This is a genomic window from Streptomyces altiplanensis, from assembly GCF_053591575.1.
Genome location: NZ_JBSFUB010000004.1, coordinates 15453 through 41624, shown reverse-complemented (window position 1 = coordinate 41624; position 26172 = coordinate 15453). Strand labels below are relative to the sequence as shown.

The 26172-nt window shown below is 73.1% G+C and carries 16 protein-coding genes, 1 tRNA gene and 2 pseudogenes; 6 read left to right on the top strand and 13 right to left on the bottom strand.

Annotated features, from left to right (window positions below):
- Nucleotides 1-13: 13 nt before the first annotated feature.
- The 5 genes and pseudogenes from ACWD0Y_RS02695 to ACWD0Y_RS02675 all read left to right on the top strand — a co-directional run.
- Complete coding sequence (locus tag ACWD0Y_RS02695; protein WP_450258670.1) at nucleotides 14-1279, top strand: HNH endonuclease signature motif containing protein; 1266 nt, start codon at nucleotides 14-16, stop codon at nucleotides 1277-1279.
- Complete coding sequence (locus ACWD0Y_RS02690; protein WP_450258669.1) at nucleotides 1276-2835, top strand: TIGR02677 family protein; 1560 nt, start codon at nucleotides 1276-1278, stop codon at nucleotides 2833-2835. Before ACWD0Y_RS02695 ends, ACWD0Y_RS02690 begins: the two co-directional genes overlap by 4 nt.
- Nucleotides 2832-4169: a TIGR02678 family protein gene (locus tag ACWD0Y_RS02685; RefSeq protein ID WP_450258668.1), complete on the top strand. Its 1338-nt coding sequence runs from the start codon at nucleotides 2832-2834 to the stop codon at nucleotides 4167-4169. The genes ACWD0Y_RS02690 and ACWD0Y_RS02685 overlap by 4 nt, the downstream gene beginning before the upstream one ends.
- Nucleotides 4166-8317, top strand: coding sequence for a TIGR02680 family protein (locus ACWD0Y_RS02680; RefSeq protein ID WP_450258667.1), 4152 nt, complete (start codon nucleotides 4166-4168; stop codon nucleotides 8315-8317). Before ACWD0Y_RS02685 ends, ACWD0Y_RS02680 begins: the two co-directional genes overlap by 4 nt.
- A 516-nt stretch (nucleotides 8318-8833) precedes the next feature.
- Nucleotides 8834-8935 (top strand): annotated as a pseudogene (locus tag ACWD0Y_RS02675) (DNA helicase); the annotation flags it as partial.
- Nucleotides 8936-8992: 57 nt separating this feature from the next.
- Here the strand turns inward: ACWD0Y_RS02675 and ACWD0Y_RS02670 are convergent.
- The 3 genes from ACWD0Y_RS02670 to ACWD0Y_RS02660 form a co-directional block, all read right to left on the bottom strand.
- On the bottom strand, nucleotides 8993-9925 hold the full coding sequence (locus ACWD0Y_RS02670; RefSeq protein ID WP_450258666.1) for a pseudouridine synthase: 933 nt from the start codon (nucleotides 9923-9925) through the stop codon (nucleotides 8993-8995).
- Between the two features lie 201 nt (nucleotides 9926-10126).
- Nucleotides 10127-11311 (bottom strand): hypothetical protein, encoded by a 1185-nt coding sequence (locus ACWD0Y_RS02665; protein WP_450258665.1) that lies wholly within the window; start codon nucleotides 11309-11311, stop codon nucleotides 10127-10129.
- A gap of 224 nt (nucleotides 11312-11535) precedes the next feature.
- Nucleotides 11536-11623 (bottom strand) — tRNA-Leu (locus ACWD0Y_RS02660).
- A 180-nt stretch (nucleotides 11624-11803) separates the two neighbouring features.
- Between ACWD0Y_RS02660 and ACWD0Y_RS02655 the strand changes: the two genes are divergently transcribed.
- Nucleotides 11804-13156: a DUF2254 domain-containing protein gene (locus ACWD0Y_RS02655; protein WP_450258664.1), complete on the top strand. Its 1353-nt coding sequence runs from the start codon at nucleotides 11804-11806 to the stop codon at nucleotides 13154-13156.
- A 90-nt stretch (nucleotides 13157-13246) separates the two neighbouring features.
- Here ACWD0Y_RS02655 and ACWD0Y_RS02650 read toward each other — a convergent pair.
- From ACWD0Y_RS02650 to ACWD0Y_RS02605, 10 genes and pseudogenes are all read right to left on the bottom strand, one after another.
- A pseudogene (locus tag ACWD0Y_RS02650) lies at nucleotides 13247-13894 on the bottom strand (aldehyde dehydrogenase family protein); the annotation flags it as partial.
- Nucleotides 13795-14838, bottom strand: a complete 1044-nt coding sequence (locus tag ACWD0Y_RS02645) for a sugar phosphate isomerase/epimerase family protein (protein ID WP_450258663.1) — start codon at nucleotides 14836-14838, stop codon at nucleotides 13795-13797. The pseudogene ACWD0Y_RS02650 and the gene ACWD0Y_RS02645, both read right to left, overlap by 100 nt.
- Before the next feature lie 24 nt (nucleotides 14839-14862).
- On the bottom strand, nucleotides 14863-16257 hold the full coding sequence (locus ACWD0Y_RS02640) for an alkaline phosphatase family protein (RefSeq protein WP_450258662.1): 1395 nt from the start codon (nucleotides 16255-16257) through the stop codon (nucleotides 14863-14865).
- Nucleotides 16254-17423, bottom strand: coding sequence for a metabolite traffic protein EboE (eboE, locus tag ACWD0Y_RS02635; protein ID WP_450258661.1), 1170 nt, complete (start codon nucleotides 17421-17423; stop codon nucleotides 16254-16256). Before eboE ends, ACWD0Y_RS02640 begins: the two co-directional genes overlap by 4 nt.
- A 3-nt stretch (nucleotides 17424-17426) precedes the next feature.
- Entirely contained in the window at nucleotides 17427-18278 is an 852-nt protein-coding gene (locus tag ACWD0Y_RS02630) for a TatD family hydrolase (protein ID WP_450258660.1), read from the bottom strand.
- Nucleotides 18278-19021, bottom strand: coding sequence for an EboA domain-containing protein (locus ACWD0Y_RS02625; protein ID WP_450258659.1), 744 nt, complete (start codon nucleotides 19019-19021; stop codon nucleotides 18278-18280). The genes ACWD0Y_RS02630 and ACWD0Y_RS02625 overlap by 1 nt, the downstream gene beginning before the upstream one ends.
- Entirely contained in the window at nucleotides 19015-19953 is a 939-nt protein-coding gene (locus ACWD0Y_RS02620; RefSeq protein WP_450258658.1) for a sugar phosphate isomerase/epimerase family protein, read from the bottom strand. The genes ACWD0Y_RS02625 and ACWD0Y_RS02620 overlap by 7 nt, the downstream gene beginning before the upstream one ends.
- A complete protein-coding gene (locus ACWD0Y_RS02615) occupies nucleotides 19950-21092 on the bottom strand; it encodes an SCO3242 family prenyltransferase (RefSeq protein ID WP_450258657.1) in 1143 nt (380 codons plus the stop codon). The genes ACWD0Y_RS02620 and ACWD0Y_RS02615 overlap by 4 nt, the downstream gene beginning before the upstream one ends.
- Nucleotides 21089-22222 (bottom strand): inositol-3-phosphate synthase, encoded by a 1134-nt coding sequence (locus ACWD0Y_RS02610; protein ID WP_450258656.1) that lies wholly within the window; start codon nucleotides 22220-22222, stop codon nucleotides 21089-21091. Before ACWD0Y_RS02610 ends, ACWD0Y_RS02615 begins: the two co-directional genes overlap by 4 nt.
- Before the next feature lie 122 nt (nucleotides 22223-22344).
- Nucleotides 22345-26076 (bottom strand): ThuA domain-containing protein, encoded by a 3732-nt coding sequence (locus tag ACWD0Y_RS02605; protein WP_450258655.1) that lies wholly within the window; start codon nucleotides 26074-26076, stop codon nucleotides 22345-22347.
- Between the last annotated feature and the right edge of the window lie 96 nt (nucleotides 26077-26172).

The following is a 26172-nucleotide window of genomic DNA, read 5'->3' as shown; positions in this document are numbered from 1 at the left end:
TACTGTTCAACGCATGGCGCTGACGGACATAACCACCACCGAGATCCTGTGCGCGATCGAAGAGTTCGACCGCATGGGGCGGGAGTCCTTCCTCCACGGCCGCTTCCGCCCGGCACGCCGGTACCTGCTGGCGCACAACGGCAGGCAGTACGACTCGAAGGCGATCGTCGGAGTCGCGCACGGCTACCTGCCCGGCCGTACCGCACTCGCCGCCCGCGACTTCTCCGGCGGCGAAGCCCACGCGGTGGCCGTGCTGAGGAGGTGTGGTTTCGAGGTGGTGGAGCTGTCCTCACAGCCCGCGCACGGCGAGGACGGCATCTCGGTCGAGCACCTGGTCGGCCGTATAGAGAAGCTCAGAGTGCATCGTGTGGCGGGCCGGCCCGCCCTGTATCAGCCGATCACCCTGCTCTGGGCCGTCGGACGCGCCCGACACCGGCAAAGCCGTCTCCTGCCCTGGTCCGAGACCGACGACGCGCTCCGGGGCCTGCTCGTCCGGCACGGCGTACACGGCGAACGTCCCCGGCCCGACTACCCCGTCGCGGCGCTCTTCCACGCCGGGCTCTGGGAGCTGGAGGGTCATACGGGCCCCGTGCCCAAGGCCCACGGCGACGCGGCGCTCCGGCGCTGGTTCTCCGAACACCGGCCCGGCGGCGGACTCGTCGAACCGTTCCACGACCTCGTGCGGGACTCGGGTGACGCACGCCTGATGGTGGTCGACGCGATTCTCACCACGTACTTCGACGGGCTGGACCCCAGCGGGCTCCTGAGCGAAGTCGGGCTCGGCGAAGACGAGGCGGTCGGCGGTTCCGGCCCTGCCGGCGCGAGCAATTCGTCTCCGCTCGCCTCCCTCACCGCCGCCGCCCGGTACGAGCGGCTGTGCAACCACCTCGACCGCCGCGCAGGCGAGCCCGGGCGGCGGCAGCCCGTCCGCGCTTCTGCCGCTCCCTACCGGTCGGGCGTGGCCCGCCGGGCCGTTCTCGTCCGCAGTGAAGGCCGGTGCGAGAATCCCGGCTGTACCGGGCAGCCTGCCGACGTCACGGTGTCCGGAGGCCCCTTGCTTGAAGTCGATCATGTTCAGGACCTCGCTCTCGGCGGAGACGACCACCCTTCCCAGATGGTCGCCCTGTGTCCGAACTGCCACGCCATGAAGACGCGCGGCAGTTCCAGGGAAGCGCTCCGGGCGGTGCTGCTCGCTGTGGCGAAGGAACGCCATGCCCGGCCCGACCGGCTCTCCGCCGCCCGGGTGGCACAGACCGTCGATCACGGAGCGGCGCTGTGACGGCAGGAGGGACGCACCGGGTCCCGGCCGACATGTTCCGGTTCACCACCGGCGACCGGGCGCCGCTGCACTCCGCGATCCTCCAGGCCTTCGGCGACGCGAACGAGCGGCTGGTGACGGCGCTCGGACTGGACGACGTACGGGAGCGGCTGCGCGGCGTCGGCTGGTTCGACGCGCTGACCGACGACGATCTGACCCAGGCTCTGAAGCAGCTGCGGGAGTGGCAGTTGCTGGACGTGATCCAGGACCACGCGGAGAACTACCGCACCGCGCAGGAGTACGAGCGCCGCAACCTCCAGTACTCCCTGACCCGGCGCGGCGAGGCGGCGTTCGCCGGCGTGCAGCACGCTCTCACCGTCCTCGCGTCGACCGGCGCCCTCCAGACCGCCGTGCTGGACGCGATCGCGGACCGGATCGCGGAGCTGGACCGTCTGCTGGCGGACACCGGCTCCGGCGACCGGCGGGTCTTCAGCACCCTTCAGGAACTGGAAGGGCACCTCGACGCGCTGCGCGGCAACACCAAGCAGTTCAACGGGGAGCTGCAGCGGCTGCTGCGCACCGACGGCGCCGAGCTGTCGACGTTCCACGAGGTCAAGGGCGCCACCGTGGCCTACCTCCAGGAGTTCCTCACCAACCTCGACCAACGGGCCCACGCCGTCGCGGCGGCCGTCGCCCGGATCGAGGACCGCGGCCCGGAAACGCTGTGGCGGCGGGCGCTGCGCGGCGCCGAGCTTCCGCCGTCCGGCGGCGCCGACCCGGCCATCGAGTGGCTCGCGCGCCGCCGCGCCCGCTGGGAGGGGCTGCGTGCCTGGTTCCTGCCGGCCGACGGTTCGCCCGCCCGGGTGGAGCAGCTGCACCATGTGGCGCGCCGCGCCATCGTCACCCTGCTCCAGGTGCTCGACAGGATCACCGAGTCGCGGCGCCGCTCCACCGGTGCCGTGCAGGACTTCAGGGAGCTGGCGCGCTGGTTCGCCGCCGCGCCCACCGACCACGACCTGCACCGGCTGTGGTCGACGGCGTTCGGGCTCGGTCCGTCCCGCCACGCCCATCTCGCGCACACCGACCCCGAGTTGACGGCGGCCACCGAGAGCTGGCGCGACGCCCCGCCGGTCGAGGTGTCCGCGCTGCTGCGCACCAGTGGCCGTACGGAGCGTTTCACCCGCACCGGCCGGGTGCGCGACGTGGCGGAACTCAAGGCGGCGAGAGCCGAGCGGGCACGGGCGGAGCGCGCCGAGCTGGAGGCCGCCTGGAGTCTGCTGCGCACTCAGGCGCCGGTGCGGCTCTCGCACTTCGGCGCGCTGGACCACGAGGTCTTCGAGCGGCTGATGGATCTGCTCGGCCGCGCCCTGGCCGTCCGCCCGGACTCCACGGGGGTACGCCGGGCCGTGACCGGCGACGGCCGGGTGGAGGTGGTCCTGCGGCCACCCGCCGCCGGCGCCGCCCCGGCCGTACTGCGTACACCGCGCGGCACGCTGACCGGACCCGATTTCGTCGTCGAAGTACACACGGCCGGGACGGTTCCGGCCGAAGCGACCCTGGAGGAGGCGACCGGATGAGCAACTTCGCCAATCAGCTGGTCGTCGCCGAACGGGAGGAGCTGGCCCGCTGCATCCGGACACTGCTGGCCCGCCCGCTGCTCACCGAACGCTCCGACCCGGCGGCCTTCGACCTGGTGCGCCGGCGCCGGGACCCGCTGATCCACTGGTTCGACTACCACTGCGGCTGGACGCTGGTCGTCGAACCGCGGCTGGGTTACGCCCGGCTGCTGAAGGTCCGGGCGGACGCGGACGCGGACGCGACGCGGCCCGCCCGGCGGACCCGCCCGGGACGCGCCCCCTTCGACCGGCGGCGGTACGTCCTGCTCTGCGTCACCGCCGCCGAGCTGCTCTCCGTGCCGGTCACCACCATCGGGCTGCTGGCCGACCGGGTGGTCCAGGCGTCGGCCGCGGACGAGGCGCTGCCCGCCTTCGACACCGCGCAGCGTGCGCAGCGCGTGGCGTTCGTCGACGTACTGCGGCTGCTGGAGTCGTACGGCGCCCTGCAGACCGTCGACGGGACGACGGACAGCTTCGCCGACTCGGCCGAGGCGAAGGTGCTCTACCGGGTGGACGCCACCGTGCTGAGGCGGCTGCTCGCCGCGCCGTGCGGTCCTTCCCGTCTCGCCGTCCCGGCCGCCGGGACACCCGGCGGGTTCGAGGCACTGCTGACCGGTCTGGTGCGGGAACGGCGGTACGGACCCGCGGCCACTGAGGCCACGGACGCACCGGACGCCACGGAGGCTTCGGGGACCTGGGAGGACCCGGAGGACGCGGAGGACCCGGACGATCCGGAGACCGGCGCCCCGGAAGCCCACGCCTCGCCCGTACAGCGCGATCTGTGGCTGCGGCACTCGGTGCTGCGCCGCCTGTTCGACGACCCCGTCCTGCACCGGGACGACCTGACCGGAGCCCAGCTCCGCTACCTCACCTCCCCCACCGGCCGCCAGATCCTGCGGCGCGCCGCGGAGCAGGCGGGGTTCGTGCTGGAGGAGCGCGCCGAAGGGTTCCTGCTGGTCGACCCGGACGCCATCGCCACCGACAGCAAGTTCCCCGACGACGCGAGCCACGCCAAGGTCGCCGCCCTGCTGCTCCTCGACACGCTCATCGCCTCGCCCGCCGGGTGCACGCCCGAGCAACTGGCCGCCGAGGCAAAGAGCCTGCTGGGGCGTTTCCCCCGCTGGGGCAAGGCGTACCGCACGGAGGACGGGGCCTCGGCCCTGGCCTCGGACGCCGTACAGGTCCTGGCCGAATTCGGTCTGGTACGCAGCGAGGGCGGCCGCGTCGTCCCCCGGCCCGCCGCCGCCCGCTACCGGATCACCGGTGCCACTCTCAAGGAAGAACCCCCCGCATGACGGTCACCGCACTCCCCCGCCGCGCCTCCGCGGACTCCGAAGGCTCCGGAGCACGCGGCCGCACCCCCCGCTGGCAGCCGGCCCGCGCGGGCGTGCTCAACGTCTGGCGCTACTACGACGAGGTCTTCACCTTCCACCACGGCCGTCTGCTCCTGCGCGGCCCGAACGGCACGGGCAAGTCCAAGGCCCTGGAGGTGCTGCTGCCGTTCCTCTTCGACGCGAGCCTGCGCCCCCACCGGCTGTCCACCTTCGGCGGCTCCGAGCGCACCATGCACTGGAACCTGATGGGCGAGGGCGCCACCGGCCTCACCCGGGTGGGGTACGTCTGGCTGGAGTTCCGCACCGGACAGGAGCAGGGGCAAGGGCAAGGGGAGGACCCGGACGGCGGCGGCGACGCCTGGTTCACCGTCGGGGCACGGCTCCAGGCCGGCGAGCGGACCACGTCGGTGACCGCCGACTTCTTCACCACCCGCCGCCGTATCGGCGTCCCCGGCGGCTTCGGCCTGGTCAACGACGCGGGCCGGCCGCTGACCAGGGCCGCCCTCGCGCAGGCCCTGGCCGGGCAGGGCGAGGTGCACGCCTCGGCCTCCGAGTACCGCGACACCGTACGGCAGACCCTCTTCCCTGGACTGAACGAGCAGCGCTACGACGCGCTCATCACCGCGCTGCTGCAATTGCGCACGCCGAAGCTGTCCCAGCGCCTGGACCCCTCGCTCCTGTCCGAGCTGCTCTCCCGCGCCCTGCCCCCGCTCGACCGGGGCGAGATCTCCGAGCTGGCCGACGGCTTCGAGCGGCTCGACCGGCGGCGCGAGCACCTGTCCCGGCTGGAGGACGAGGTGCGGGCGGCGCAGGCCCTCGGCGCCCGGCAACGCGCGTACGCCCAGCGGGTGCTCCGCTCCGGCGCCGCCGCCGTGATCTCGGCGACGACCGAGATGGACCACCGCGCCCACGCGGCCCGGGAGAGCGAGGAGGCGTACCGGGCGGCCGTCGAGGAGCGGGGGCGGGCCGAGACGGAGCACGCCGAGACCGAGGCGCTCGCCGAGGAGCTGGCCTCCAGGATCGAGGGCCTCACGGAGTCCGACGCCTACCGCCAGGGCCGCGACCTCGACCGGCTGCGGCAGCAGGCGGCCGACGCCCGCCGGGACGCGCGGGAGCGGCGGGCCAAGGCGGACGCGGCCCGTGAAACGGCCGGCCAGGACGCCCTGCGCCGGGCGCGGGCCCAGGAGGCGGCCGACGCCCAGGAGGAGAAGGTCCGCAGCGCCGAGAGCGACACCTGGCAGGTCGCCCGGAGCGCCGGAATGACGGCGTCCTGCACGGAGGTGGCCGCCCTGCTCGCGGCGGGATCCGCGGACCGGGCCCGGCAGATCCTGCACGGTGCGGTGCGGGGGCGGCGGAGCCAGGTCGAGGAGGTGCGCGGGGCGCTGTCCGCGCACCGGGCCGCGACCGGCGAACGCACGACGGCCGAGGAGCGGCTGGAGGAGTGCCGGGCCGACCTGGCCGCCGCCTCGGAGCGGCGCGCGCAGCGGACGGCGCAGTACGAGCAGGCGGCCGCGGCCCAGGCCGAGCGGCTGCGCGTCTGGGCCCGGCAGTGCGCGGAGCTCGCCTTCGACGGCGGCGCCGTGGAGGAGCTGGCCGCCCACGCGACGGACGAACCCGGGGTGCTGGAGCTGACCGCCGCGGCCGTCCGCGCGGTCGAGCACGCCCTGACCGCCGCGGAGACCACCGCCACCTCCCGCCGCGCGGCCCTGCGGGCGCAGCGCGAGACACTGGCCGCCGAGGCCGGGGCGCTGGAGCAGACAGCCGAACTGCCGCCCCCGCCCCCGCCGTTCCGTACGGCCGACCGTTCCCGGCTGATGGGCGCCCCGCTGTGGAAGCTGGTGGCCTTCCGCGACGAGGTGCCGGCCGGCACACGCGCGGCGGTCGAGGCCGCGCTGGAGGCGAGTGGTCTGCTGGACGCCTGGGTCGCCCCGTACGGCGGTGCGTTCGCCCTCGGCCACGACACCTTCGCCGAGGCCGACTGGTCGGTGCCCGCCCCGGGCCGGTCCCTGGCCGAGGTGCTGCGGCCGGAGCCGGGGGCGCCGGTCGCGGCGGAACGCATCGGCCGGCTGCTGTCCGGCATCGCGTACGACGACACCCTGCCGCAGGCGCACGGCGCCGCGATCGGCGGGGACGGCACCTGGCGGCTGGCGAGCACGACAGGGAGCTGGGCCAAGGCGGAGGCCGCCCACATCGGCGCGTCCGCGCGCGCCCGCGCCCGCGAGCAGCGGCTGGCCCGGCAGGCGGCGCAGCTGACCGCCCTGGACCACGAGATCACCGGACTGGACACCGCCCTCACCGCTCTCGCCGGCCGCCGCGCCGCCCTGGAGGCCGACCGGCGCTCGCGCCCCGACCACCGGGCGGTCGTCGCGGCGGAGCGCGATCTCGACCGGGCGCAGGCCGACGCCGCCGCCCGGAACGACGCCGTACGGTCCGCCGTCGCGCGGCTGAGCCGGTGCGAGAGCGCGGCGCAGACCACCCGGGCCCTGCTCGACCGCACGGCGGCCGAGCACGGGCTGCCGGCCGATCCGTCGGCGCTGGACGCGGTGGCCGAGACGGTCCAGAGGCTGCGGGACACCGCCGACCAGTGGTTCTTCGCCCACCTCCAGCTGGCGTCGGAGCGGCGTACGGCGGAGGAGGCGAAGGCCCGCGCCGAGCGGTCAGGCGAGGCCGCCCGGGGGCTGGAGGCCGAGGCGGGCCGCTCGGAGTCGGGCGCCCGCGCGCTGGAGGCCCGGCTGGAGGAGATCGAGCACACCGTCGGTGCGGAGTACGAGGAGGTGCTCGCCCGCATCGAGGAGCTGCGCGCCTCGCACCGCACCGCCCTGTCCGGCCTGCGCGACCTGAACGCTCTGCTGCTGAAGGCCGCGGGCCGTATCGGCTCGCTGGACAGCGAGCGGGCCACGGCCGCGGCGCGGCGGGACGCGGCGGTGACCGCGCGCGACGCGGCCGCGGACCGCTTCCGCCGCCATCTGCGGCTGGGCTTCGCCGTCGACGCGGGAGCGGAGGCGGCGGCGGCGGCGGCGGCGGCGGGGAACGTGCGGGCCGACGAGGAGATCACGTCCACCCTGGAGGCGGCCCGCACGATCGGGGCACTGTGGCCGTCCGTGCCGTACGAGCCGAAGAACATCGCGGACGCCCTGGGCCGTCTCGCCGAGACCGTCCACATCAGCCGGCAGGCGCTGGGCGAGCGGGCCGATCTCTCGCTGGAGTCGGACGACGACGTCCAGGTGTTCTCGGCGGCGACGGACGGCATGCGGATGGGCGCCGCCGGGCTGCTGGCCTCCCTGACGGCCGAGCGGGACCGCAGCCAGGAGGAGATCACCGCCGACGAGCGCGAACTCTTCGACCGTACGCTCACGGGCAACACCCGGCGCCACCTGGCGGCCCGTATCCGCCAGGCCAACGAGCTGGTCGACGCGATGAACTCCCGCCTGGAGCGGGTGCGTACCGCCTCCCGGGTCGCGGTGCGCCTGGTGTGGCAGGTCGATCCGGCGCTGCCGCCCGGCACCAGGGCCGCCCGCGACCTGCTGCTGAAGGATCCGGCGCGGATGTCGGACGGCGACCGCGAGGCGCTGCACCGCTTCTTCCGCGACCGCGTCGAGGAGGCCAAGGCGTCCGACACGGCGAGGAACTGGGAGGAGCAGCTGACGCGGGTGCTGGACTACACCGCGTGGCACCGGTTCGTGGTGAAGCTGGACCGTGCGAACGGGCAGGGGTGGCAGCTGCTGACGAAGAAGCTGCACGGCGCGCTGTCGGGCGGGGAGAAGGCCATCGCCCTGCACCTGCCGCTGTTCGCCGCCGTGGCGGCGCACTACCAGGCGGTGCCGCGGGCGCCCCGGCTGATCCTGCTGGACGAGGTGTTCGTCGGCGTGGACGCGGCCAACCGGGGCCAGATCTTCGCGCTGCTGTGCTCGCTCGACCTCGACCTGATGCTCACCTCGGACCACGAGTGGTGCACCTACCGGGAACTCGACGGCATCGCCGTGCACCAGCTGATCACGGGCGGGGGCGGCGGGGCCGAGGGCGGGGGCGGCCCCGACGACGACGCCGTCACGACGGTCCGCTTCGTCTGGGACGGCACGGACCTGCGGTCCGACGAGGAGCCGCGGTGAGACACCCCGGGGCGGAACACTCTCCGGCGGGACACCCTGCGGCGAGATGTCCTGCGGCGGGGCACCCGCTGGACCGCCCCGGACCGGCGCCGCTGTGGCGGGCGTTCCACGACCGGCTGTCCACCGGGCAGCCGGTCGCACGGGTACGGACCGGACCACTGGACGAGGCCGCGCGGAGCGCCGTCGCCGACCTCCTGGGCCTGGACCGCCTCCCCGGCCCGCGCCCCGCCCTCTCCCTGACCCGGCTCGACCAGGCCCTCCGCGACAGCTGCGGCGAGGACACCCGCTCGGTGGTCACCGCGATCGTCGTCCCGGTCGGCGACCGGGCCGCCCTGTGGGAGTGGCTGGCCGCCCACCCGGTGGTCCTGGCGCAGCCCGCACTCGACACCTGGGACTTGTCCGGCCGATCATGTCGGGCTGCTCGGCTTTACGGCTCGGGGATGACTGGCTTTGGTCACCGGTTTCGGTTCTGGCTCCGGAAGTCGTGCCAGAACCCGTTCTCGCGGGCAGAGCCACTGCCTGTTGTTCGTGGTGTGCACGCGGGCGCGGGACGGGCTGTACGTGTCGTGGTCGGGCACGCCCAGCCCGTTCTTCACGGAAGCCGGGCTGACGGGCTGAACCGGAGGCTGAACCACCCGGGGGCTGCGTCAGAGGGCGCTGTATCGGAGAAAGGGTTCAGCGGGGCCACCGGGCGAGTCGCAGACCGCTCTCGAAGCGGCGCGGGGCGCCGGTGAGCGGGTCGGTGAACTCCAGGACCCGGGCCAGTAGTTGCAAGGGGCGTTGCCAGTCCTCCGGTGAATCGGCGAGGACCTCGGGGTAGCACGGGTCGTCCAGGATGGGCAGGCCCAGGGCGTTCATGTGCACGCGCAGCTGGTGGGTGCGGCCAGTGGTCGGCAGCAGGCGGTACCGGCCGAGACCGTCGCGCTCCTGGACCAGTTCGACGCGGCTCTCGCTGTTCGGCTCACCCGGCTCCTCACGGGCCGCGAGCACCCCGCGCTCCTTGACGATCCTGCTGTGCACGGTGCGCGGCAGCTCCACGGACGGGTCGTACGGTGCGATCGCCTCGTACTCCTTGCGGACCCGGCGGTCGCCGAACATCGTCTGGTAGGCACCCCGGTCCTGTGGCCGTACGACGAGGAGCAGCAGCCCCGCGGTGAGTCGGTCCAGTCGGTGCGCCGGCTGGAGCAGGGGCAGCTTCAGATCGCGGCGCAGCCGGGCCTGAACAGTGTCGATGACGTGGCTGCCGCGCGGCGTGGAGGCCAGGAAGTGCGGCTTGTCGACGACGACGAGGTGCTCGTCCCGGTGCACGATGCCGATCTCGAAGGGGACCGGCCGCTCGGCGGCGAAGCGGCGGTGGAACCAGAGGTGGCGCCCCGCGACGTACGGCTCGTCGGCGGTGACCGGCCCGTTCTCGCCGACGATCCGGCCCTCGCGGAACATGGCGTCGACCTGCTCGGCCCCGATGGCGCCGGCGTAGCGCTCGACGAAGTAGCCACGCGCGCTCGCCCACCGCCCACCCGGATCGGCGGGCAGCCTCAGCCGCACCGGGTCGACGCCGTCACGCTGAGGCAGGGGCGCCGGGGGCGGGGCTTTGTGTCTGCGTCTCACCGGGGAGACTGTACAAAAGGCGAACCGGCACCGATCACCCACAGGTGGCACCGCCGGCACAACGTTGTCGATGCGCCGCATCGCTGCACTGCGCCACTCCACGCGTTGAGCCTTTGCAGGTTCCTTGGGGCGGCCGCCCTGCTCACGGCCGCGTACGCTCGATCCGGTCCGCAGCTTCGGACCGACGGGGCGCAGCGCCGTTCAGGGGCGGGGAATACCGATCTCGTCGAAGCGGCGCATGAGCGCCGGCTTGCTCCGGTGGGTCTCCCGGAGCGCGGTGGTACGCCGCTCGTAGTCGGCCAGCTCCTCGGAGCTGCGCGCGGTGACGGCTCGGAGGTCGGCGAGGAGGGTGGCCGCCCGGTCGTAGGCGGTGGGCTTCTTCTGCCCGATCAGGCTATCGATCTCCCGCCAGATCTCGCCGGGATCCGCAGCGATCGCGTCCAGGTGCGCGGCGCGCTGTTTCTCGGCAGCCCGGCGTCGTGCCTGCTCGACGGCCTCGCGGGCCTGTTGTTCCCGCTCGTGTCGCCTGGTGCGGTGCCGGTGGGCGGCGTCAAGGAGCTCGGCGGCGCTGCGGCGCGTACGGGCGGCTGCCGGATCCACAGGTCTGTGGGCGGCACGGAATCGGGCCAGCAGACGCGGCCCGGCCAGGTGGCCTCCTCCCCGTACGACATCGACCAGCAGTGCGTCCTTGTCCCGGGCGGGCAGCGCCGCGATGAACGCCTCCAACGCCTCATTCTGTTCTGCCGATGACGTCTGCTCCATGGGCGCGGACGTGCGCACGGCGACGGCCAGCAGGTCCTCGTCCACCTGCAGGAAGTTCGTGAGCGCCCGTTGCGCTCCGGTCAACTCGCCGAGCCCGGCCGGTACCTGCGGCTCCAGCTCATGGATGTACTCCTCCTCGTCGTCTTCAGCCAGCTCCCACACCCGCAGGCCCGCCAGCCACGCCAGGTACAGCGGGCGCAGGTCCCCGACGGCGAGCTCGGCCCGCAGTCCGACGAATTCCGACAGCGAGAAAAACGACCCGGAATCCCACTCCTCGGCGTCCTCCGAGTTCAGCGAGAAGTCCAGCAGGGTGTACCCGCCCTTGGTCCGGACCGTCAAGGACTCCTCCAGCACGTACGGCTCGACCTCCTTCTTCGCGAGGAGCGCGGAGGGCAGACGCAGCAGCAGACGACGTGAGCCCCAGTTCGCGAAGTACAGGTGTGCGTCGTAGAGCTGCTCGACCATCTTGGTGGTGTCCCCGTGGAAGTCTCCGAAGTGGTACTCATTGACGAACCTCGTGGCGGTGATCTCAGCCCGCGTGGACAGCGCCCGCACCTGGGCCTGCTCGCCCTTCGTCAGCGGCCGGTCGACGGCCAGAAACTCGTAGTACTGGTACTCGCTCACTTACTCGCCACCCCTGCCGCTGTGGAAGATCGTTCCACCCATCTGCCCGCCACGTGTCGCGGCCGCCATTTTGAGCGATGCGTCCGACGAGGGCCGCGTCGTGATACTCGCCCCTCGCGTAGCCGAGGCAGCGCCGCGATCCGCGCAGAGGTCAAACTCACGCCGGGCGCCCCCTCATACAACGAAAAATCCCCACGATCTCGGAAAGATCATGGGGATTTCGGTGGTGTCCGAGGGGGGACTTGAACCCCCACGCCCGATAAAGGGCACTAGCACCTCAAGCTAGCGCGTCTGCCATTCCGCCACCCGGACCAGGTGGTCGGCCCCGGTTTCCCGCGGCGACATGGAAAACAATACCAGGGGTTCAGGGTGGCTTTCACCTGCGTATCCCGTGGTCAGTGGCTTGCGGTGGCCCGCTCGAATCGATCTCGCCGCCGTTCCGCCGCCGTGCGTACCGTGTGTCGCCGTCCGGGCACGCGTAGCGTTCGGGCGGTGACTTACGGATACGGATACGGATCCGGCGGGCGCGGGCACCGGCGGCCGCGGGCCCTGTCGCCGGTGCGTGAGCATCTGCGGGACACCTTCTGGTTCGCGCCGGGCCTGGGGCTGGTGTGCGCGTTCGCCCTGTGGTGGGCGGCGTCGGAGCTCGACGCGGAGCTCGTCGCGTACTTGCAGGGCGAGAAGGCGTACGACGAGGTCGGCGATCTGATCGGGATCGTCGAGGACGCGAAGACCATCGTCACCACGATCAGCTCGGCGATGATGACCTTCATCGGTGTGGTCTTCAGCATCTCGCTGGTGGCGGTGCAGATGGCGAGCGGGGGGTTCACGCCCCGGGTGGTGCGGATCTTCGTGCGGAGCCGGATCACCAAGCTCACGCTCACGGTGTTCCTGGCGACGTTCCTGTTCTCGCTGCTGGTGCTGACCCAGTACGACAGCGCGTCCGATCCGCGGCTGGTGACCACCGTGCCGCTCGTACAGAGCGTTCTGGTGATGCTCATGGTCGTACTGAGCCTGTTGCTGTTCATCGCGTACGTGTCGTCCACGCTGCGGCTGATGCAGGTCGGGCCCGTCGTCGACCATGTCGCCCGGGAGTCGTTCCGGATGCTGGGCAAGCAGGCAGCCGGGGCGCCCGGCCGGGAAGCGGGCCGGGAGGCGGATCAGGAGCCGCTCGGGGCCGAGAGCGGGCGGATCGCGCACCGGGGGCGGGCGGGTGTGCTGCGGGACGTGAACGTGGCGCGGCTGGTGCGGGCCGCCGGCCGGAAAGGTGTCGTCCTGCGGCTCATCCCCCGGATCGGGGATTTCGTCGTGCCCGGGACGCCCCTGCTGGCGGTGCACGGTGACGGGACGCCGTCGCGGCGGGCGCTGCGGTACACCGTCTCCGTCGGGGTGGAACGCACCTCCCACCAGGACCTCGGGTTCGGGCTGCGGCAGCTGTCCGACATCGCGCTGCGGGCGCTCTCGTCCGCCGTCAACGATCCGACGACCGCCGTGCAGTGCCTGGACCGGATCGTGCAGTTCCTCGCCGCGGTGGTGGAGCGGCCGCTCGGGACCGTGCACCACCGGGACGGCCGGGGTGCGGTGCGGCTGGTCCAGGACGTACCGGGGTGGGCCGATCTGGTGGATCTCGGGTTCGCCGAGATCAGGGGGTGCGCGGTCGGCAGCCCTCAGGTGACCCGGCGGCTGCTCGCCGGGATCGACGATCTGTTGCTGCTGGCGCCGGAGGACAGGAGGGAGCCGCTGCTGCGGCACCGCACGCTCCTCGTCCAGGCCGTGGAGCGGGCGGTGCCGGAGGCGGCGGAGCGGGCGTTCGCCCTGCTCCCCGATCACCAGGGGATCGGTTAGCGGGTCACGGCATCAGGTGGTAGTCCGGGAAGTCGCCGTGGAGGCGTTCGCCCCGCGGGCCCTCGGTCACCGAGCGACCTGGTCGGCCAGTTCCTTGACCGCCAGGGCCGAGGCCGGGGTGAGGCAGGCGACGCCGCCGTCGGTCGGGGGCTTGGCGATGACCGCGTTGCCGGCCAGGGCCTGCACCAGCATGGCGTGGACCAGGACGGACATCGGGTAGTTCCAGCTGGCGATGTTCGAGACCGGGCCGGAGAGGCGGGTGCGGTGGGCGAGCATGGGCTCGATGCCGTCGGCGTACCAGCGCACGCCGTCGATCGCGCGGTCGACGTCGGCCTGGGCGAGGCGCCACGGTTTGCCGATCTCCCAGACGAGGAGGAGGGCGAGCAGTTCGCGGTGCTCGGTGAGGGCGTCGAGCGCGGCGGCCACGCGGGCGCGGCGCTCGGGCGGCGGGACGTGGCGCCAGGCGCGGTGCTGGTCGGGGGAGGCGCGTACCGCCCGGTCGGCGGTGGGTGCGCCCAGGCGCGGCGGGCCCGCGACGGGGCTGCCGTCGACGGGCGAGGTGGCGGCGAGCGCGCGGCCGTCCGGAGTGCGGGGCCCGGGAGGATTCCGGGCCCCGCACTCCTGCCGCGCCGTGGGCGTCAGTCGCCGCAGCGGCCCTCGCGGAGCGAGTGCAGGTGCGCGCTGGACTTGCGGGCGAAGGCGAAGGACTCGGCGGGGTTGTCGTGCTCGGCCTGCCAGTGGTGGTAGGTGCGGCCGCGACGGGAGTGCCTGGTGACCGCCGACAGGAACTTCTTGTAGTCGATGTCGCCGTCGCCGACGTCGGTCATGCGGTAGCCGTCGCGGACGGTGTCGTCCTTGATGCCGTCCTTGACGTGGAACAGCGGGTAGCGCTCGGGCTGGTCGAGGACGTACTTCAGCGGGTCGAAGGGGGCGGGGGTGCCGTCCGCCCTCTTGCCGAAGCGGAACTGGCCGGCGTACGCCCAGTAGATGTCCATCTCCAGGTAGACGAGGTCGGGGTCGGTCTCGGCGAGCAGGACGTCGTAGAGGCGGACACCCGGCTTGTCGGTGGCGAAGGAGAACTCCTCGGCGTGGTTGTGCTGGTAGAACTTCATGCCGCGCTCACGGGCCGCCGCGCCGTAGGTGTTGAAGTCCTCGGCGGCGCGCTTCCAGCCGTCGACGGTGGAGCCGTAGCGGAACGGGCCGGACGCGGTGCCGATGTGCTTGAGACCGAGGGCCTGGGCGTCGTCCATGACCTGGGTGAGGCTGGTGGCGAAGGAGTACGCCTTGGGGTCGGACGAGTAGTAGTTGACGTGGCTGCCGATGGGGTTGAGGCCGTGGTCCCTGGCCAGCCGCCTGAGCTGGGCGAGGGTGATGGCGCCCGCGGACCCCTGGGTGTACCCGGCGAGTTCGATCTCGTCGTAGCCGTACTTCTCCAGTTCGGCGAAGACGGGGGCGAAGCCGAGGGTGGAGACCTTGTCGCGGAGGCTGTAGAGCTGGATGCCGAGGCGGCCGGGCGGCAGGACGGGGCGGCCCTTGCCATGGTCCTTGCCGCGGTCCTTGCTGTCGGCGGCGGCCGGGCCGATGCCGAGGAGGGCTGCCGCGGTGGCGCCCGCCGCGACGCCGAGGACGTTGCGGCGGCTGAGTCGGTGGGCGAGCTCGGGGTCGTGCGGAGTGCGGCTCATGGGTCTCACGGTGAACTCCCTTGGTCAGTGCAGTCCGGCAAGCTGAAGGAGCAGGGCTTTCACATCGGTGGCCGCGACGCGGCCCTCGACGGCGCGGGGGGTGGAGCACAGGATGAGCGGACCGTCCTCGTCGCGCTCGGGCAGGCGGCCGTGGCTGCCGCGGACGGGTGAGGGGTCGAGGGGTACGACCGCCATGCGGTAGCGCATGCCGAGCTTCTTGCGGGCGAGGGCCTTGGCCGCCTTGACGCGTACGTACGGGTCCTGGGGGTCCATGAAGAGCTCGACGGGGTCGTAGCCGGGTTTGCGGTGGATCTCGACGAGCTGGGCGAAGTCGGGTGCCTTCGCGTCGTCGAGCCAGTAGTAGTACGTGAACCAGGCGTCGGGTTCGGCCACGGCGATCAGTTCGCCGGAGCGCGGGTGGTCGAGGCCGTGCGCCTTCTTGCCCTCGTCGTCGAGGAGTTCACCGATCCCGTCGACGCCCTCGAGGACTTCGCGCACGGCTGTCATGTCCTCGGGCCTGCGGACGTAGACGTGCGCGAGCTGGTGGTCGGCGACGGCGAAGGCGCGGGAGGTCATGGGGTCGAGGTACTCCATGCCGTCCTGGGTGTGGACCTCGACGAGGCCGGCGCGGCGCAGGGCCCGGTTGATGTCGACGGGGCGGCTGACGCGGGTGATGCCGTACTCGGAGAGGGCGACGACCGTGCGGCCCTCGGCCTTCGCGTCGGCGAGCAGGGGCGCCAGGGCCGTGTCCAGGTCGGTGGCCGCCCGGTGGGAGCGGGGGTCGTCGGGGCCGTACCGCTGGAGGTCGTAGTCGAGGTGGGGGAGGTAGCAGAGCGCCAGGTCGACGGGGCGGGTGCGGAGGATGTGGCGGGTGGCGTCGATGATCCATCGGGAGGAGACGATGTCGGCGCCCGGACCCCAGAAGTGGAAGAGGGGGAACGTGCCGAACTCGTCGGTCAGTTCGTCGTGGAGCGCGGGGGGCCTGGTGTAGCAGTCGGGTTCCTTGCGGCCGTCGGCGTAGTAGACGGGGCGCGGGGTGACGGTGATGTCGGTGTCGGCGCCCATCGCGTACCACCAGCAGATGTTGGCGACGGTGTAGCCGGGGTGGACGCGGCGGGCGGCGTCCCAGATCTTGTCGCCTTCGACCAGCCCGTTGTGCTGGCGCCAGAGGAGGACCTCGCCGATGTCGCGGAAGTACCAGCCGTTGCCGACGATGCCGTGCTCGGCGGGGAGGGTGCCGGTGAGGAAGGTGGACTGGGCGGCGCAGGTGACGGCGGGAAGGACGGTGCCGAGGGCCGCCCCGGAGCCGGACTGCCCGAGGGCCTTGAGGTGCGGCATGTGGTCGAGGAGCCGGGGGGTGAGGCCGACGACGTCCAGGACCAGGAGCGGGGTGGGCTTCCGGGCGGGAGCGGGGCTCATGGCAGCTCCTTGAGGCCGAGGCCGGTCAGCAGGTCGCGGGCGAGGGTCAGTTCGGCGGCGATGCCGTCGGCCAGCTGGGTGCGGGTGCGGGGGCGCAGCTCGGGCGGGAGCGCCTGCCAGGTGTACGTCTCCACCTCCAGGTGGCGGGTGAGCGGCTCCGGGCCGCCGACGAGATGGGTGAGCGCGTCCTGGAGTACGGGGAGGGTGGAGGTGAGCGGCGGGGCGGGCGGGGCGTGCAGGGGTACGTGGAAGTGGGCGCGCCAGGGGGCGCCGTCGGGGAGGGCGCCGCCGGTGAGGGCCTCGTCGAGGTCGTCGGTGCCGCGCAGGCCGGCGGTGGTGCGTGTGCGGGTCTGGTGCAGGAAACGGGGTTCCGCGAAGGCGGCGAGGGCTTCGCGCACTTCGGGGAGGTGGGGTTCCTCGGCGTGCAGGGCGGCGGAGAGCTGCGCCTTGGGGAGGGTGACGCCGGCGGCGGTGAGCGCGCCGAGGGCGGTCGCCGGGTCCTCGAAGGAGGTGGCGAGGTGGCAGGTGTCGACGCAGACGCCGATGCGCGGGGCGGCCAGGTCGGTGAGCGGGCCGATGGCGTCGGCGGTGGTCTCGACGGTGCAGCCGGGCTCCGGTTCGAGGCCGATGCGGAGGGACTTGCCCGTCAGCTCCTCCAGGGCGTCGAGGCGCTCGGCGAGGGTGGTGAGGGCTGCGCGGGCGGTCTGGGCGCCGGCCGTGTCGAAGGGGGTGCGCCAGGCGATCGGGAGGGTGGAGACGGTGCCTTCGGTGACGTCGTCGGGCAGGAGGGCGGCGAGCAGGCGGGCGAGGTCGGTGGTGTGGGCGAGGCGCTCGGGGTCGGTCCAGTCCGGCTTGTAGACGCGGTACTTGACCTCTTCGGCGCCGAACCCCTCGTACGGGAAGCCGTTGAGGGTGACGACTTCCAGGCCGCGCCGGTCCAGTTCGGCGCGCAGGCCGCGCAGGGCCGCCGGGTCGGTGGTCAGGGCGCGCGCGGCGTCCCTCGCGAGCCACAGGCCGATGCCGAGGCGGTCGCGGCCGAGGCGTCTGCGGACGGGTTCGCAGTGGTCGCGGAGCTGGGCGAGTACGCCGTCGAGGGTCTCGGCGGGGTGGACGTTGGTGCAGTACGCGAGGTGGACGGTGGAGCCGTCCGGGTGGCGGAAGCGCATCGTTCACTCCCCGCCGCGGAGGATGGAGTTGCCTTCGTGGAGAGGTGCGGGGGCGCCGGGCACGTCGAGCTGGAGGCGGCCGCTGAGACCGTAGAAGGCGACCGGGTTGCGCCACAGGACCTGGTCCACGTCGTCCTCGCCGAAACCCGCGGCAAGCAGGGCGTCACCGACCCGGCGGGTCTTGAGGGGGTCGCTCTTCCCCCAGTCCGCGGCGGAGTTCACCAGCACCTTCTCCGTGCCGTACTCCTTGATCACCGCGACCATGCGCTCCTCGTCCATCTTGGTGTCGGGGTAGACGGAGAAGCCGAGCCAGCAGCCGCTGTCGGCGGCGGCCTTCACGGTTGTCTCGTTGAGGTGGTCGAGGAGGACACGGTCCGGGGGGAGGTCCGATTCACGGATGACGTCGACGGTGCGGCGCAGACCGGCGAGCTTGTCGCGGTGCGGGGTGTGGACGAGGGCGGGCAGCCCGTGGACGGCGGCCAGCTGGAGCTGGGCGGCCAGGGCGGTGTCCTCGGCGGGGGTCATCGAGTCGTAGCCGATCTCGCCGACCGCGACGACCCCGTCCTTGACGAGGTAACGGGGGAGCGCGTCGAGCACGGGCACGCAGCGGGGGTCGTTCGCCTCCTTGGGGTTGAGGGCGATCGTGCAGTGGTGGGCGATGCCGTACTGGGAGGCGCGGAAGGGCTCCCAGCCGAGGAGCGCGTCGAAGTAGTCGAAGAAGCTGGCCGGCGAGGTACGGGGCTGGCCGAGCCAGAAGGACGGCTCGACCACGGCGCGCACCCCGGCGGCGTACATCGCCTCGTAGTCGTCGGTGGTGCGGGAGGTCATGTGGATGTGGGGGTCGAAGATGCGCATCAGGACTCCTGGGTGGGGGCGGCCGTAAGAGCCAGGACACGGTCCAGGTCCTCCGGGACCGGGCGGCCGGCGGCGGTGCGCTCGGCGGCGTAGTCACGGAGCATCCGGGCCAGTTCGGCATCGCCGGCGGCCCGGCCGGCCAGGTCCGCGACGGCGCCGACGGAGACGCCGGTGAACAGGCACTTGAGGACGGCGTGCCGCCAGGCGTGCTGATCGAGATGGGCGGCGGCGTACCCGCCGACCGCGGCGGCGACCAGGCGTGTGTCGTTCGTCCGCAGCGCGTCCTCGACCAGCGGGAGCGCGGAACCGGCGGATACGTCGCTCAGGTGCGGCAGCGCGAGCAGGACCGCGCGGCGCTCGGCCGCGGTGCCGTGGGTGTAGAGCCGGGTGGCGGTGGCGTGGTCGGCCCGTACGGCGTGCAGGAGGAGGACGCGGGCGGCGTCGGCCAGGTCCTGGGCGCCCGGGCCGGGCGGGTTGGGTGGGCCGGGTGTGCCGGACGGGCCGGCCTGGGCCGGGTGGCAGTGGCGGCCTGCTTCGGCGAAGCGGGTCTCCCAGGTGGGTAGGGACCACTGGGGGCGGTCCGCCGGTCCGGGCGACCCGGCTTCCGCCTCGGCCTCCGCCTCCGCTTCGGCCAGGGCCTCGTGCAGCCAGGCGCGGTCCGCGCCGGCGAGTCGTTCTTCGAGTGCGGCCTGGAGGGCGGCGGGCGGTGCGCCGTCGGTCAGCCCGGTCAGCCCGGTCAGCATCGTGCGCCTCCTGTCGGGAGGGCCTGTCCGGTGGGCAGTGCCGTGCGGAGGAAGTCGAGGGAGCGTGCGGCCAGGTCGGGGCCGGCGTGCGAGTGGCGGGGCAGTTCGACGACCGTCAGGCCCTGGTAGCCGGTGGCCGCGAGTGCCTCCAGGACGGGCGGGAAGTCGATCTCGCCCTCGCCGAACGGCAGATGTTCGTGCACGCCGCGCCGCATGTCCTCGATCTGCACGTGCCGCAGCCAGGGCGCGGCCTCGCGTACGCAGTCGGCGGGCGAGGACGGTTCCAGGCACTGGCAGTGGCCGATGTCGAGGGTCAGGCCGAGGGGGGACGGGTCGCCGAGGGCGCGGCGCAGGTGGTGGAAGTCGGCGAGGGTGGCGAGGAGGTGCCCGGGTTCGGGCTCGACGGCGAGCGGTACGCCGGCGGTGGCGGCGGCGTCGATGACGGGGGCGAGCGACTCCGTCAGCCGCTGCCAGGCGGTGCCGGGCGGGGTGTCCGCCGGGGTGACGCCGCTGAAGCAGTGCACGGCGTGGGCGCCCAGGTCGGCGGCGACGCGTACCGCCGTGAGAAGCAGCCCGGTGCGGGCGGCGCGGCCTCCGGGGTCCGGGTCGAGCAGGGACGGGCCGTGCTTGCGGCGCGGGTCGAGGACGTACCGCGCACCGGTCTCGACGGTCACGCCCAGGCCCAGCCGCGACAGTCTGCGGGCGACCTGGCCGGTGCGGGCGGCGAGTCCGGGGGCGAGGGGGTCGAGGTGCATGTGGTCGAGGGTCAGGCCGACACCGTCGTAGCCGAGGCCGGCGAGGAGGGCGAGGGCGTCGTCCAGGCGGAGGTCGGTGAGGCCGTTGGTGCCGTAGCCGAAGCGGACGGGAGCGGGGACGGGGGCGGGAGCGGGGATGGGGGTGGGGGTGGGGGCGGGAGTGGGGACGGGGCTCATGTGGGGCTCACCTTTCGCGACAGCTTCCGGGCGACGGGTACGAGTCCCATGAGCGCCGCCCCGGCCCCGGCCGCGCCGCTGCGGGCCGCGAGCGCCGCCTGCAACGGGATCATGGCCCGGATCCCACCGCCCACAGCGCGCTGGGTGAGGGGCGGGGAGGGGTTGAGCGCGGCGTGGAGGAGGGGCTTGGCCGCGGTACGGAAGTAGGCGGCGGCCGCGAGGGCGGCGGGGGTCGCCAGGCGGGTGGCGAGGCGTACCGCTCCGTGGCGGGAGGCAGCAAAGGCGGGGGCGTACGGGGCGCGGCTCGTGGCGCCGGGGCGTTCGCGGGCGGCCAGGGTGGCCAGTACGGCGGTCGCCGCGAGGGCGGCGAGCGGCGCGGCCGTCGAGCCGCCCTGCGTCTCGCGGCGCGAGACCGCCGTGACGGCGTAGGTGTGCGCGCCGAGCACCGCGGCGGCGGTCAGGGTGTCCCGCGCACCGAGGTCGCGGGCCGCGCCCCCCGCGGGACCGGGGCGTGCCCGGCGGAGCCCGCTCCCCGCACCGGGGCTCCGCACCGGGCCCCGGCCCACGGACTCCCCCAGAGCCTCGGGAGCGGGGGAGGGTCCCCCTCGACGGGCTGGTTTTCCCGGGGGCGGCCCGGACCGGGCCGCGCCGCGAGAACCGGTCCCCGCCGGACCGGGCCCGTTCGCCCGCGTGGCCGTCGCGCCGAGGAGCAGGTCCAGGGCCCGGGCCGCCGCCATCGCGGCGGGGGCCGCCGGGGTGTGCTTCAGGCGCAGGTCGTACGCCCAGACCGTGGCGGCCAGCGGGACGGCCACCCCCAGGGCCGGCCGTCCCGCCCCGGCCGCCAGGGCGAGGCCCGCCGCCGTCAGCGCGCACGACGCCGCCAGGGCGGCCCGGGGGGTGACGCGGCCCGAGGGGATCGGGCGGTGCGGGCGGTCCACCGCGTCCTCGGCCCGGTCCGCCCAGTCGTTCAGGGCCATGCCCGCCTCGTACAGGCACACCGAAGCCCCGACGGCCAGCGCGGTGCCCCGGTTGGGGCGCACCCCGGCGGACGCCGCGCCCGCCACCGCGTCGCCCACCACGGTGAACAGCGCCGATACGCGCAGGAGTTCCGCCCACGCGGTGGTGCGCGTGGGCGTCATCGGGCCTCCCGCAGGCGGGCCCCGAAGGCCAGGAGCGCCTCGTACTGCTCCCCCAGCGCCGCCGGGCCGCCGTCCGGGTCCTTGAAGTAGAAGCCCAGCTCCGGCAGGGGGCCCGAGATGCCCGCCTCGTGGGCGCGGGCCAGCAGCCGGGCCAGGTCCAGGACCAGGGGCGCCGCGAGCGCCGAGTCGCACCCCTGCCACGTCGTCTGGAGCGTCATCCGTGATCCCAGGAACCCCTCGAAGGCGATGTGGTCCCAGGCCGTCTTCCAGTCGCCGAGCACCGGTACGTCGTCGATGTGGACCTCGCCCTGGGGAAGCGTGCCGAGGGTGTCGGTCAGGACGCGGTTCTTGCCCGCGTTCTTGGCCGCGGCCGCGGCCGGGTCGGCCAGCGCCGCACCGTCCCCGCCGCCGAGCAGGTTCGTGCCGGACCATGCCCGTACGGACAGGGCGCGCTGCATGAACATCGGGGCGAGTACGGAACGGAGCAGCGTCTGGCCCGTCTTGCCGTCGCGTCCCGCGTGGGGAAGGCCGCTGGCCGCGACGGCGCCTCGGAGGGCTTCGGCGCGCAGCCCGGTGGAGGGGGTGAAGTTGACGTACGGGCAGCCGGCCCGCAGCGCCGCCGCCGCGTAGAGGGAGCTCGGCGGAAGCGTGTGGTCCGCGGGTGCGGGTTCGGTGGAGGCGACGTTGACGACGACGACCCGGTCGAGCCGCCGCCGGTGTGCGAAGCCGAGCAGGTCCGCGGCGAACGCGGCGATGAGCTCCTCGTCGCCGCGCGTGTCGCCCGGCAGCGGGCCACCGGTCCGGATCTCCCGTTCCGCCGCGGCCAGTTCGCTGCGTACGGCCGAGGCCAGACCGTGCGGCAGGACGCCGCCCGCCTCCAGTTCCTCGGCCCGCTTGGGCAGGGGGCAGCTCGCCGTGTCGTGCCCGCCGAAGACGAGGGAGGAGAGCGGCGGAAGGCCGCTCCCGGCGAACGGCGGGGTCTCGGTGACCATGCCGTCCGCCGTGTGGAGTCCCGCGGTGAGCGCCGCGCAGCCCGCGACGGCGGTCGTGGCGACGGAACCGCGTGCTCCGACGAACCACACTCCGGTCCGTGCCGTGTGCGCCGTTGTGTCTTCGGATGGGGTGGTCACGGGCTGCCTCCCTGCCAGAGCGGTGAAGAGATGGGGAAGTACACGCGTGCCAGAAGGTGACGGGCGGGGGCTCGGCGTGCTCCCGCCCGCCACCGGTCCTGGCGGTCGTGCCGGTCCAGGAGCTAGGAGCCGTCTGCCGCCGGCAGCTCCTTGACCTTGATGTTGCGGAACGAGACGTCGTCGCCGGCACCGTGGTTCTGGATGCCGACGTGTCCCTGGGCCAGGCTCCGCGCGGGGTCGGTGTTGGTGAAGTCGTTGATCTTGGCTCCGTTGAGGAAGACGCGCAGCCGTTCTCCCTCGACCCTGATCTCGTACGTGTTCCACTCCCCCGGCGGGTTGAGCGCGGCGTCCCGTGCGGCGGTGTTCGCCGCCTTGAAGCCGTACACGGATCCGGTGGTCCGGTCCGGGGCGTCCGAGGCGTCGATCTGGATCTCGTACCCCTTGTCGACGGCCGACCACGGGTCGTCGGAGGCCGGGAAGCCCACGAAGATCCCGGAGTTGTCGTCACCGGTCATCTTCCAGTCGAGCTTCAGGGAGTAGGACGTGAGTTCCTTGGCCTGGTACCAGAGCAGACCCATGCCGCCGACGGAGTTCAGCGTGCGGTCGTCCTTGATCTCGAAGGAGCCGGGACCCGCCTGCTTCCACCCTTCGGAGGTCTCGCCGTTGAAGATCGGCCGGTAGCCCTTGGAGGGCTTGCAGTCGGCCTTGGCGATTCCGGCGGCGTAGAGCATTCCGCCCAGCAGGTGCTTGCGGAAGGCCGGTTCGGCGTACGACTCCTTGGTGTGGCCGCCGCCGGTGTAGAAGGAGCGTCCGCCCTCGTACGGCTGGCACCAGGCGATCGGGTGGTCGCCCTTCATGGTGCCGCCGGTGTAGGTGGTCTCGTCGAGGGTGGCCAGGACGCGGGCCTGCTCACGCGGGTTGGTGCGGTAGTTGTACCACTCGTCGGTGCGCTGCCAGCTGCTGTCCAGGTGTGCGGTGGCGGGGTGGTCGTGGTCCTCGACGCGCACGGTCGCCTTCTGGATCTGCGGGTGCGAGTGGAAGTGCGCGCCGACGAGTCCGCCGTAGAACTTCCAGTCGTACTCGGTGTCGGCGGCGGCGTGGATGCCCAGGTAGCCGCCGCCGTCGGCGACGTACTGCTCGAAGACCGTCTGCTGGTTGGCGTTCAGCACGTCACCGGTCGTCGAGAGGAAGGCGACCGCGTCGTAGCGGGCGAGGTTCTCGGGGGTGAACTGCTTCGCCTCCTCGGTGGCGTCCACGGCGAGGCCGCGCTGCGCGCCGAGCTCCTTGAGGGCCGTGATGCCCGCCCCGATGGAGTCGTGGCGGAAGCCGGCGGTCTTGGAGAAGACGAGGATCCGCTTCTTGGGTGTGGCGTCGCCCTTCGCCGTGGAGAGGGTGAAGTCGTCGATGTCGTAGAGGGCTCCGGCGCCGCCCTTGAAGACGAGGTAGAGGGTGGTGGTCCCGGCCGGGGGCCGCTTGATGGTGGTGGTGACGTCCTGGAAGGTCTCCCAGCCGCCGGTCACCGGCACGACGGTCGATCCGACGAGCCTGCCGTCGGGCGATCCGGTGCGGACTTCGAGCGTGCCGCCCGCGCCGCCGGACGAGATCCGCGCGGTGAGGGAGGTGGCGTCGCCGATCCGGTAGGGCTCAAAGGCGATCCAGTCGCCGTTCTCGATGTCGCCGACGGCCTTGCCGCCGTGTGCGGGCGTCTTGTTGAGGACGGTGACGCCCGAAGACTTCGAGAAGTGCTCGGCCTGGCGGTGCTTGGGCTGGGTGACGGCCTGGTCGTGGGTGGTCAGCGGCGCCTGGCCGCCGGCGCCCTTGTCCGTGTACTCCGCGTCGAACGCGCCGAAGATGTTGGCGTTCGGGTCGTGCTCGCCGTCGGCGGTGGTCTTGATGGTTCCGGTGCAGCCGAACGCCTCGGTGATCTTGTGGCCGTGGCTGTCGTGGCCGAGGAAGTGCGACACCTTGACCTTCGAGCAGTCGATCGCGCCGTCCTCCGCGTCGGTGACCTTCACCCTGAACGGCACCTCGTCGCCGAAGGTGAAGAGCTGGCCGTCACCGGGCAGTTCGAGGGTCACCTTGGGCGCGGTGTTCCCCACGACGACCTGCACGCTCGCCGATCCGGTCCGCCCCGTGGCGTCCTTGGCGGTGACGGTCGCGGTGTACGTGCCGTTCTTCTTGTAGGTGTACGTGGGGTTGGCCGACGTCGACGTACCGCCGTCGCCGAAGGCCCAGGAGTACTTCAGGGCGTCGCCGTCGGAGTCCGTCGTCCCGGCCGACGAGAACTTCACGCGCAGCGGGGCCTGGCCCGACGTCCTGTCCGCCGCGGCTTCCGCGACCGGCGAGTGGCCGCCGGTGGCGTTCTCGATGCGGTAGAGGCCGGAGTGCTCGTCGCCGCCGAACCATGCGGTGCCGTAGTCGAGGACGTAGAGCGCGCCGTCGGGGCCGAAGGCGGAGTCCATGACCTGGGTACCGGTCCACGGGACGGGGTTGATGGACTGTACGGCGCCGTCGGCGTCCTGCTCGATGCGCTTGATCCAGCGCCGGCCGAACTCGGTCGCGAAGAAGTCGCCGTCGTACGCCTCGGGGAACTTCACCGGGGAGTCGAGGTCCTTGTCGTACCGGTAGACGGGGCCGCCCATCGGGGACTCGGACCCGGTGCCGAACTCGGGGACCGATCCGCCGTCGTACGGGATCCATGCCTCCTGGGCGGGCGGCAGGTCGGTCAGACCGGTGTTGTGCGGCGAGGTGTTCTTGAGCGCGGCGCAGTCGAACTTCGCTCCGGACTCCTTGGTCGCGAAGTCGTAGTCGACATAGGCCTCGTTCTTGCCGGTGCAGAAGGGCCAGCCGAAGTTTCCGGGCTTGGTGACGCGGGCGAACTCGACCTGTCCCGCCGGGCCGCGCTTGGGGTCGGCGGCTCCGGCGTCGGGGCCGTAGTCACCGACGTACAGCACACCGGTGGCCTGGTCGACGCTGAAGCGGAAGGGGTTGCGGAAGCCCATGGCGTAGATCTCGGGGCGCGTCCTGTCGGTGCCGGGAGCGAAGAGGTTGCCTTCGGGAACCGTGTACGAGCCGTCCTCGTTCACCTTGATACGGAGGATCTTCCCGCGCAGGTCGTTCGTGTTGCCCGAGGTCCGGCGCGCGTCGTACGCCGGGTTGCGGTCCGGACGCTCGTCCATGGGGGTGAAGCCGTCGGAGGCGAAGGGGTTGGAGTCGTCGCCGGTCGACAGGTAGAGGTTGCCCTGCGCGTCGAAGTCGATGTCGCCGCCGACGTGGCAGCAGATGCCACGGGTGGCGGGTACGTCGAGGATCTTCTTCTCGCTGGCGTTGTCGAGGGTGCCGTCGGCCTTGAGTACGAAGCGTGAGAGCCGGTTGACGCCGTCGAACTTCGCGAAGTCGGCGGCGGTGCCCTCGTTGGGGGCGTCGCCCGCCGGGGTGTCCATCGGGGGCGCGTAGTAGAGGTAGATCTGCCGGTTCTCGCTGAACCCCGGGTCGATGCCGATGCCCTGGAGGCCCTCTTCGTCGTGCGAGTAGACCGGGATCGTGCCGACGACGCGGGTGTTGCCCGCGCTGTCGGTCATCCGCAGCTCGCCGTCGCGCGAGGTGTGCAGCACGCTGCGGTCGGGGAGCACCGCGAGCGACATGGGTTCGCCCGTCTCGGGCTCGCCCTTGGCGAGGGTGACCTGCTGGAAGTCCTCGGCGGCGGCCGCGGCGGACGCGGCGGCGCCGCTGTCCGGTGCGGGCATTTCGGCAGCGGTGGCGGTGAGGGTCAGTGAGGTGGCGGCGAGGAGGCCGCCGGTGAGGAGTGCGAGGGTCTTTCGGGCCGATCCGGCTCTGAGCCGTTTCCTGTGCACGAGTGTCCTCCGGGAGTGGGCCGGGCGGTGCTCGTCCTGCACCACGCCGGGCGGGGAAGCTCTCTGTCGCGGGAAGTGGAACCGGAGTGCGCCGTC